8 protein-coding genes and 2 tRNA genes are annotated in these 9,220 nt (G+C 35.6%); all 10 read right to left on the reverse strand.

The genetic code is table 11. The features are described 5' to 3' along the window. Positions 1–76: 76 nt before the first annotated feature. Complete coding sequence (locus H7U17_RS20245; RefSeq protein WP_186758695.1) at positions 77–1,408, reverse strand: spondin domain-containing protein; 1,332 nt, start codon at positions 1,406–1,408, stop codon at positions 77–79. A 162-nt stretch (positions 1,409–1,570) separates the two neighbouring features. Continuing rightward, positions 1,571–2,443 carry an ABC transporter ATP-binding protein gene (locus tag H7U17_RS20250; protein ID WP_186758697.1) on the reverse strand — a complete coding sequence of 291 codons (873 nt, stop codon included), beginning with the start codon at positions 2,441–2,443 and terminating at the stop codon, positions 1,571–1,573. Further along, positions 2,440–3,111: a molybdate ABC transporter permease subunit gene (gene modB, locus H7U17_RS20255; RefSeq protein WP_186758707.1), complete on the reverse strand. Its 672-nt coding sequence runs from the start codon at positions 3,109–3,111 to the stop codon at positions 2,440–2,442. The genes H7U17_RS20250 and modB overlap by 4 nt, the downstream gene beginning before the upstream one ends. Then, positions 3,108–3,512 carry a TOBE domain-containing protein gene (locus H7U17_RS20260; protein ID WP_186758709.1) on the reverse strand — a complete coding sequence of 135 codons (405 nt, stop codon included), beginning with the start codon at positions 3,510–3,512 and terminating at the stop codon, positions 3,108–3,110. Before H7U17_RS20260 ends, modB begins: the two co-directional genes overlap by 4 nt. 96 nt (positions 3,513–3,608) lie before the next feature. Continuing rightward, positions 3,609–4,361 carry a molybdate ABC transporter substrate-binding protein gene (modA, locus tag H7U17_RS20265; protein ID WP_186758711.1) on the reverse strand — a complete coding sequence of 251 codons (753 nt, stop codon included), beginning with the start codon at positions 4,359–4,361 and terminating at the stop codon, positions 3,609–3,611. Between the two features lie 174 nt (positions 4,362–4,535). Beyond that, a complete protein-coding gene (locus tag H7U17_RS20270; RefSeq protein ID WP_222439256.1) occupies positions 4,536–5,441 on the reverse strand; it encodes a diacylglycerol/lipid kinase family protein in 906 nt (301 codons plus the stop codon). Between the two features lie 66 nt (positions 5,442–5,507). After that, positions 5,508–6,242, reverse strand: coding sequence for a porin family protein (locus H7U17_RS20275; protein ID WP_186758713.1), 735 nt, complete (start codon positions 6,240–6,242; stop codon positions 5,508–5,510). A gap of 199 nt (positions 6,243–6,441) precedes the next feature. Next, entirely contained in the window at positions 6,442–7,863 is a 1,422-nt protein-coding gene (locus H7U17_RS20280) for a DUF1214 domain-containing protein (RefSeq protein ID WP_186758715.1), read from the reverse strand. Between the two features lie 733 nt (positions 7,864–8,596). After that, a tRNA-Pro gene (locus H7U17_RS20285) sits at positions 8,597–8,671 on the reverse strand. A 32-nt stretch (positions 8,672–8,703) separates the two neighbouring features. Continuing rightward, positions 8,704–8,792: transfer RNA gene (locus H7U17_RS20290), tRNA-Ser, on the reverse strand. Positions 8,793–9,220: the final 428 nt, after the last annotated feature.

The raw sequence follows: 9,220 nt of genomic DNA on the forward strand, positions 1-9,220 counted from the left end.
TAATAAAAAATCACATCATCCGCATTAATAACAAATAGATCCCCATGAAAGTGTATCTCCATGGGGATACTTAGATTTATTTAGCTGTAATGGTAACTCGAATTATTTCATTGATTTCCGGATAGGAATATCCATCATTTACGGGCATGATTGCTTCATTTTCTGTTTCACCTGTATCAGGTCCCGCTTGCCTTATAGCCTGATTAGGACCATAGCCAGGCTCTTCATTGACCTCTGTACCTGCATCATATAAACCCAACATTCCTGTAATATCCCCAGATATTGGTTTACCACCTTCAAAAAGCATTATCCCCATATCATCAAAGGCATAAAACAAATCATTGGATTGGACAAACATAGTCGCTAAAGATAATTTATCACTTTGGTGAGCGCTAAAGCTAAATTCATATTTCTGTCCAGGACCAATAGGAGCTGGATCGTCAGCATCAGTAGGTATATTAAATATGCCGCTTACTTTTACAGGGGAAATTGCATTTAAACTACTTGCAAGAACTCCTGGAGCACCATCTTCTGCTATATATTCCAAGCCATCCCCATAATCATTCTGATTCAAACGGTAAATAGGCATTCCCCCGGTATGTACGGCCCAAGCTCCAGGCGATAAGGGATAATTCAATCCGGTATGCTCTGCCAAATAAGGTCCCATAACACCCGCATTTCCGTCCTCAGCAATTTGCTCTAAACCATTCTCCATTTCAGCTTCACCTGAAATAAATAGGGGCGATGGGGCTGTGTGAACTGCCCAGCCTCCTGGGGACAAAGGTATGGTTACAGACCCCATGCTGCTTATTAAGGTAGATGAAGTAGATACATTTTCAATCCGCACTTTGAACATATAATCTTCCATTGGTTCAAGGGTAACTTTGATGACCTCCGAGGTCTCAGGATAAGTGTAGCCATCATCTACTAGCTGAACAACCCCGTTTTCATTATCACCTGTATTAGGGGCCGATTGTCTTGGTGCCTGATTTGGACCTACTCCAGGTTCCTCGTTTACTTCAGTTCCTGCATCCCATAGCATTATTTCATCCGTAACATCCCCACTTCTAGGATTTCCGTCAGGATGATATAATTCTATTCCAGCTTCGCTGGGTGCAAAAAACAAATCATTAGATTGGGCAAACATGGTTACAAAACTTAGTTTCTCTCCCTTGCTAGCTTTAATATCAAATTCATAAGCGCCCTCAGGAATAATTGGTCCTGGTGAATTGGAACCTACGGGGGTAGTGAATACTCCCGCACTGGAAAACATTTTGTGCATGGAAACATTCTCAACTGTAACAGTGAAATTCGTTGTTGGCAAGTTCATAGGCCTATCTCCATTATCACATGAAGTACACAGATAAACCATTGATACAGCCAAGAATGATAATATGGACTTTTTCATAGCTTTTTAGTTTGATAAACAATCGATTCAGACTAAAAAGGTATGGGATAAGTATCACAGCTTTGTAACAAAGCTAAATTCTTTGCCATGTGCTAAATTTACTGAGTAGGGCCGGTATGAAATGGTATAGCAGGAGAGTTCAAGTCAGTATAATTAGGATAACTATATTTTTTGAATAATTGGATTAAAGGCTTTGGAGCCTACCATGACCTTGTCCCCGACCTTGAATTCCTCTAATTCGGACAAGTCACATACTACTTTTACAATATCCTGCCCGATCAGAACAGAGATAATTCCTATAACTTTCTCATGAAAAATTTCGATCACTTCTCCTGTGAATTGAAATTTGGCACTGGTCTTACCATGCGTAAATATTTCTTTAGGATTACCTGAGCGGATGATTTTACCCTTTTGAAATTCAAATACTTTTTGGGATAGTTTAATAATTTCTCCAACATCATGGCTGACCAATATGGTTGTCAAGTGATATTTGTGGTGAATCTTTATCAAATAATCCTGAAGTTTTAAGCGCATAATATTATCCAGAGCAGATAATGGCTCATCCAACAGGAGTATTTTAGGTTTACTAACCAAGGCACGGGCTAAGGCTACCCGTTGCTTTTGTCCTCCAGATAGCATATCCGGCTTTAAATTTAAAATATCCTTTAAATCCATGATTGCTATCAATTCATCAATGATAGCTTTATCTTGATATTTTGGAAGTGCAAACTCCAAATTTTCGTAAGCCGTCATATTTGGGAAAAGGGCATAATCCTGAAAGACATAGCCAATTTTCCTTTTGGCGGGTTTTAAATTGATCTTTGCATTCATGTCCCACCAACAGTCGTTATCCACAAAAATGGTACCGCTATCGCCTTCCACAAGGCCGCTTATCAACCGTAGAGTAGATGTTTTACCCGATCCAGATTCACCGTAAAAAGTAACAAATTCTCCCTTTTTGATGGATATATCCAAATCCAACAACATTTCCTGATCACCTGATCGCAAAGATTTCTGGAGCTTAAGTTCAATCATCGAGTAAACCTTTTTAAATGACCGCCATTTATCATATAAACTATAAATAGGGTGATAAATGATAGGATAATCAGAACAATGGAATACTGATTGGCCAGGGAATAATTCAGTGATTCCACCTCATCATATACTGCAATGGAAGCTACTTTTGTTTTGCCGGGAATATTCCCTCCAATCATCAATACAACCCCAAATTCTCCAACTGTATGAGCAAAGGTAAGGACCACTGCAGTAATAATGGAAGATTTAATATTAGGCAAAAGAATATAAAAAAGCGTGTTCAATCTATTTTTCCCCAACAAACTGGCTGCTTCAGTTAGAGAGGAGGAAATACCTGATAAACCGGCTTGGATTGGCTGTACCATAAAAGGTAGGCTATAAATACATGATGCGAGCACCAGACCTGTAAAAGAAAATACCAAACGGATTCCAAACCAGTTTTCCAACCAAGCACCAAAGACATTCTGGGGACTAAAGGCCAACAATAAATAAAAGCCCAAAACGGTAGGGGGGAGCACCAAGGGCATACTCACCAAGGTCTCAATGACAGGCTTTATTTTTGACTTTGTAATAGATAACCAATAGGAAAGAGGGATAGCCAATACAAAAAGGACCAAAGTCGTTACTAAAGCAAGTTTAAGGGTCAATATTAACGGAATCCAATTCATAATGGAGACAGTATAACTTCGTTAAATTTAACCATGGCCAATATTGGCTCTTTGACTTTAAGTGACATATTATTACTGCTAGTAGTGGATATCAAAGCGACCAAATCTCCTATGACAGTCTTCAGTCTTATTCGTGTTAAAATCTCTCCCTTTTTGATTTCAGTAATGGAGGCTAAAATTTGGTTCTCTAGACTAATGTTGATTTCCTTTTCCTTGGATAGAACTAACTCGGTTTCTTTAAATAATATATTGACTCTATTTCCCTTTTGAAGGTAATGGGCAGATTCCTGCGTATCCAGCAGGATTGACTGGAATTCTATACCATTCCCTAAATCCAGGAATACCAATGACATATGGTCGCTAGATTGAATCCCAGAAATTTGCCCTTCAACTTGGTTCATGGTGTAAGAATAAATTATAATTGGTTAATACCGCTATAATAAGCATTAATGATGGAGTGCTGCATTAATTTAAACAATTTATCCATAGCTATACTATTAGGGAACATCATAACCATATTCCAAAAGAATCGTCTTTGCTTCCTTCGAAGATAAGAATTCATAGAATTTTAATGCGAAATCATGCTTTTCTTTTGTGCCTTTTAATAAAACTACTGCTTGTTGAATAGGTGAATGGATTTCTGAATCGATATCGCTCCAATACCCCTTGTTTTTCAATTGATGAGATAAAACAATGGATTTAGCTGTAAAGCCTATTTCTGCTGATCCAGATAATATGAACTGGTTAGTTTGCGAAATGGATTCACCATATACCAGTTTATCACCAATACTTTCATTCAGTTGAAAATGTTCAAGCACTTCCATGGCCGCTTTTCCGTAAGGGGCTGTTTTTGGATTGGCCAAGGCAATATGTTTGATTCCTTTATTGGATAATTGTTCAATGCTTGGCTTATACTTTTCATCTAAACTCCAAAGCACTAATTTTCCATATGCATATATCTTGGGAGATTGTGCTGCAAATCCAGCTTTTTCTACTGCTTGAGGGAAATTGATATCCGCTGAAACAAACAAATCATAGGGCGCGCCTTCAATTATTTGTGCCGTTAATTTACCAGAAGAGCCGAGAATGATATCACAATCCATTCCTGTTTTTTCTTTGAACTTATCTACCAACATCTCCATTGCATATTGCATATTAGAGGCCGTAGCGATGCTTAGTTTATTATTTGATTGACTTTGGCAAGAAATAATAGTGGATAATAAAAATACGGCTAATAGAACGCTTTTCATTAAGGGCTATTTGAAAATAAGATTAATAATGGTCATTAAGAATTCACTGATCAAATATAAGCACATTGATTAAATCCCGGGTACTTAAAACTTTGGAATGACTTAATCATTTTGTCTGCGCAAGATCACCAATATGGAATCCTATAAAAACAATTCAATCAGCTATAATTATCCTTAAGGGACCAGCACTTTTAGCTTTTTCTCACAAAGACTTATGTATAACTTATTTTCTTTATAGGGTATCAATTCTCCATCAATTTGATATTGGAATAAATTACCATTTCCATGGATTACTATTTTGTCAATTAATTGAAAATTAACTTCTTTAAGGACATTCGTTCTTTTTATGGTAACTAACAGTCCAAATAGTAATAATTTTAATTTTGACATTTTCTTGACCAAAACCATATCCAACAATCCGTCACTTATATTGGCTTTAGGGGTAAGCGTAAATCCATAGCCCATTCTGTTGGAATTAGAAACAAACAGTAAGAAAGGATCAGCATAGCTTTCCTTTCCATTATTTATAATTTTAACTTTTCCTGTAGAACTGTATGTCCGCATAGTTTTTAGCAGTGCTTTGATATAGCCTTTCAATTGCCTTTGCTTAAGTTGGCTAAAATGAGCTATTACTGCAGCGTCAAAGCCAATGCCCATATTACTGAAGAAATATTTACTATTTACCATTCCCACATCAATGCTTCTTACTTTTCCTTGGATCAATACATTGAGGGCTTTATTGAGTTGATGAGGAATTTGTAAGTTGGATGCCAATCCATTTCCAGAACCTAATGGAATAATCCCCAAAGGAATATCACGCCCTATTAAACAAGAAGCTATTTCATTTATAGTTCCATCTCCACCGCAGGCGACGATAATATCAGCACCTTCAGTAATGGCCACAAGAGCAAACTTAGCAGCATGGCCAGGGCTCGAAGTGATTTTTATAAAAAATTCATATTTGGATTTGGGAAAGGACTCTTCCAGAAAAATCTTATCCAAAAAATTATTGCCTTTACCTGAAATAGGGTTTACAATAAAATGAATTACTTGTCTTTTTTCGAACACTTTAGATGCCAATTAATTTTAGTTAGTATGTTAAATTGGTATACAATCGGAAAGTTAAAATACAAGATTAATTACTCTTTATTCAGTAGATTGTTTATCAGATTTTAAATAGGGGAATCCAATAATTACTTGAACAAGAGAGTTAGTGGCAGACATCCCTGTTTCTTTTTTAAATACTTCCGAAAAACCATGTGCATACCGTAATTTTAAATCTATGCCATGCCCATTATTTAATTCAGTAAAAGTATATCCTATTTCTATAGGGAAGCTAAAGTCCACATTATTAAGATTGTTTTTTGTGCTCTTTGCGTATAAAAAGTCTCCATCGTCGCTTCCATCCCCTACAGTAATGTATTTTGCATCAAGTAAAAAACTAATTTGAGGACCTATTGAAAAGAACCATTCATCAGTATAATCATATCTAAACATTAATGGGATATCTAAATAATTCATCCTTATTGAAGTTTTATACGAATCAATTGAATTATTGAATCCGGTAGGGAAGGGGTTTTCTGCATTTATCCTTTTTTGTCCCTTTCGGGAAAAGGGTTTAAACTGCGGTACAAAACTCCACTCATCATTTATTTTCATATTTACACCCAATCCAAAATTGGGTTGCAAATTCATTCGGCCTTCCATACCAGGCATATAGGAAAAGTTCAGCCCGCCTTCAATACTAAAAAAGAAGTTTTCTGTCGCCGCTTTATCTCCAAAAATAAGCACCAACCACATGGCTTGTCCATGGGTATGTTTAACTGATCCAACCAAAAGTAATAGGGGGATTATAAAAAATTTTAAAAAGCTGGTCCTCATAAATGCCATTTTATTATAATTAGAATTTAAGTATTATCTTATTAATAATCATATTTTTACTATTTTTTTATTAGTTAAGTAAAAGAGTACATTTAATTTTTGATATCTACTTGAAATTAGGTTGGGTTGAGAATAATCAACCCTTGGTACATACGATTATCAGAGATATATTATTTTGACGGATTCCTTTTATATATGATCAATTATTAATCCTCAAGGCAACCGGCGCTTTCCAAGTTTCCAATTTATCCAAATCAGGTACGTAAATTCTAAGAATCAAACTTAGATCTAAATCTTCCCTGTTGATAGGCAACCAATTTTCTTCGGGAACACCTGTGGGTTTTTGAGCAGATACATAGATTTCAATTCCACCCTCATCATTAAGTTTAAACCCACTGTTTTTACCCACGCTATATTTTTTATGGTCATTGGGAATAAAGAATCCATTTGCTTCATCATAAAGAGTGACCGACCAAAATGCCTCGGCAGGGGGGAGTTCCTCTTTATTCATGCTGATCACATAATCATTCATGGCATTCAAATCTGTGCCATCAGCTGCATTAATGGCTGGATACATCGCCTCTTCCATCGGCAGACCAATTGGTCCCACAATAGATACCAATAAGAGGGTTTCCAGGTTACTCAGCCCTTTGGGTTGGAACATATTGGGTCTTAATATTTTTGCTAGGTCTTCATCTTGAATTTTGGCAAGATTTTCATCAAAATATTTTTTTGCAATTTCAGCGAATTTATCCCCATTAACTTTTATTGCAGTTTCCTCCTTATATTCATTTCCAGGTGCTATTCCCAGAGGTTGATAAGCTTCCAACAATTTCTGGTCATCTTCATCTGTAGGTTCCAATTCAACATGGTTCATTACAAATTGTATGACCTCCAATAAATTATTTTTAAAAGTTTCTATATTGGTTTTTCCTACTGGTGGAAATTCAAGCGGGACTTCAGGTTTAGCTGACTTATTTTCAAATTCAGATAAAGTTTCTATGCTGATCCCGTCAATACTTGTTGAAATCTCGGCAAATCGTTCAGGTTCATTTAGATGCGGCATAATTCTGAAGACAGCAGAAACAAAATCCCCGCTGGTTTTAAAAATATCATCAATACCCTCAATTTGCTCTCCATTATAAGCTTGGGTATTTTCAGAATATAAAAGCAATTTCTCCGGTTTTTTAAAGTCTCCCTTTCTAGTGGATTTGGGGACATTTACATGATGATCATAGGCCGTTACCATAAGGGAAACATAATCTGAATTGATCGCAGGAATATTGATGATCATCGGTTCATTTCTCAAGTCCAGCATGGCTGCTGTGTAAAAAGTATCGTTATTGGGCCGAGCAATATCCTTTAAAGTATGGTCTTTAGGCTTTTTGTCCGCTTGGATAGTATTATAGCCCCCTTGGGATTGGGCAAACTTATTGTTTACATTATACATGGCTACATACTGGTACGATCTCTTTACCAAATTTTCCACTTGATCATCAGATAATATAGCATAGCCATTTTCGTCAACTGCTATTTCTTTTTCATTTGATGGTGCTTTACATTGCCAGATCAATAAAAGAAAGAAAAGCAGAAACATAATATGATATCTTAAAGTTTTCATTTCACGCTAGTTTTAGTTATAAAGACATCTGAATTTATTATATACTTAAATCAATATTTAACCATTTTACTTCAATTACTATGTGAAAATTTATCACGTAAAACTTTAATAATGAATGATATAAACCATCCATTATTAAGTTCTTTATGATACTATTTTAATGTTCTTTATCAGGTTATATTATTTGAAAGTGTGAATTATTAGAATTCGTTAGAAAAGATTTTAGATCTAGATACACTATGTTAAATTAAAGGAAAAAGTGATGGTACTTATATTCTATTATAGGTATTTTCATCATATAAGTATTCAAAAAATAAATTCTTTAACATTATCTATGACTATAGTTTTACCGATTTATAAGCCCAAGTAAAACCGTGTATTACCCATTTTCATTAAATGGAAGAGTCAAATTAAAATTACTGGTATGTCATAGAAATAAAGGGTATGTATTTTTAATGCAATGAATATAGAATGAATTGTCTATCCATTATCAAATCATTAAAAGTATGACAATTGGGAAAGGGCAAATAGTAAACCCTGTTTTTATGTTGATCCTTTAAATTAGCTGCTTTTCCGGCCTATTTAAAAAAATACTACTCCAAAAAAGAAACATCTTGGATCAAGCAAAACCAATAAGAAAATAAGGGTATTTTGATAGATATATAATTATCAACTGCATTAAATTCGCACTAAAACAAAAAAAGCCTGGCACTTAAGTGCTAGGCTTTTTTTGTCGGGGTGGCAGGATTCGAACCTGCGACCTCCTCGTCCCAAACGAGGCGCGATAACCGGGCTACGCTACACCCCGAAAATAAAAAGGATTCAAAAGAATCCTTTCCGTAGAGAGTGGGGGATTCGAACCCCCGGTACGGTTTGACCCGTACGACAGTTTAGCAAACTGCTGGTTTAAGCCACTCACCCAACTCTCTATTTGCTTGAAAAACCTTGTTGTTTTTCCCTTATTGCGATGCAAATATAAAAGATTATTGTTCACTTAACCAAACATGGATGGGTAAATAATCGAAGGTTTTATGCCCTTTTTTAACATGTTTATAATAACAACCTGTGATTCAGGGAGAAAATTTAATACTTGGGAAAATAAAAAATCCCAACTTATTAACCTATTCAAGAAAGGGAAGCCTTAAAATTACTTAGATGAGAAATTTTTTAAAATAATATGATTATCCGTTTTAACACCAGTAATGACCCGTCCTGAAAATGGTTGACACAATTCTTCTTTAAATATAGCTAGCATTTTACTATCAAGGAAGTTTACTCTAACTTACAATACCACGATGAAGCGGAGTCAAGCTCTGCTGAGGAGCAACTTGCCAAGGAATAGTCGTTTGGTCCGATA

Source organism: Echinicola salinicaeni, assembly GCF_014280965.1.
GTDB lineage: Bacteria > Bacteroidota > Bacteroidia > Cytophagales > Cyclobacteriaceae > Echinicola > Echinicola salinicaeni.

What these genes read in the sequence shown, in the direction of transcription:
- H7U17_RS20245 (WP_186758695.1), bottom strand. Translation starts at nt 1,408, where the DNA reads ATGAAAAAGTCCATATTATCATTCTTGGCTGTATCAATGGTTTATCTG.
- H7U17_RS20250 (WP_186758697.1), bottom strand. Translation starts at nt 2,443, where the DNA reads ATGATTGAACTTAAGCTCCAGAAATCTTTGCGATCAGGTGATCAGGAA.
- modB (WP_186758707.1), bottom strand. Translation starts at nt 3,111, where the DNA reads ATGAATTGGATTCCGTTAATATTGACCCTTAAACTTGCTTTAGTAACG.
- H7U17_RS20260 (WP_186758709.1), bottom strand. Translation starts at nt 3,512, where the DNA reads ATGAACCAAGTTGAAGGGCAAATTTCTGGGATTCAATCTAGCGACCAT.
- modA (WP_186758711.1), bottom strand. Translation starts at nt 4,361, where the DNA reads ATGAAAAGCGTTCTATTAGCCGTATTTTTATTATCCACTATTATTTCT.
- H7U17_RS20275 (WP_186758713.1), bottom strand. Translation starts at nt 6,242, where the DNA reads ATGAGGACCAGCTTTTTAAAATTTTTTATAATCCCCCTATTACTTTTG.
- H7U17_RS20280 (WP_186758715.1), bottom strand. Translation starts at nt 7,863, where the DNA reads ATGAAAACTTTAAGATATCATATTATGTTTCTGCTTTTCTTTCTTTTA.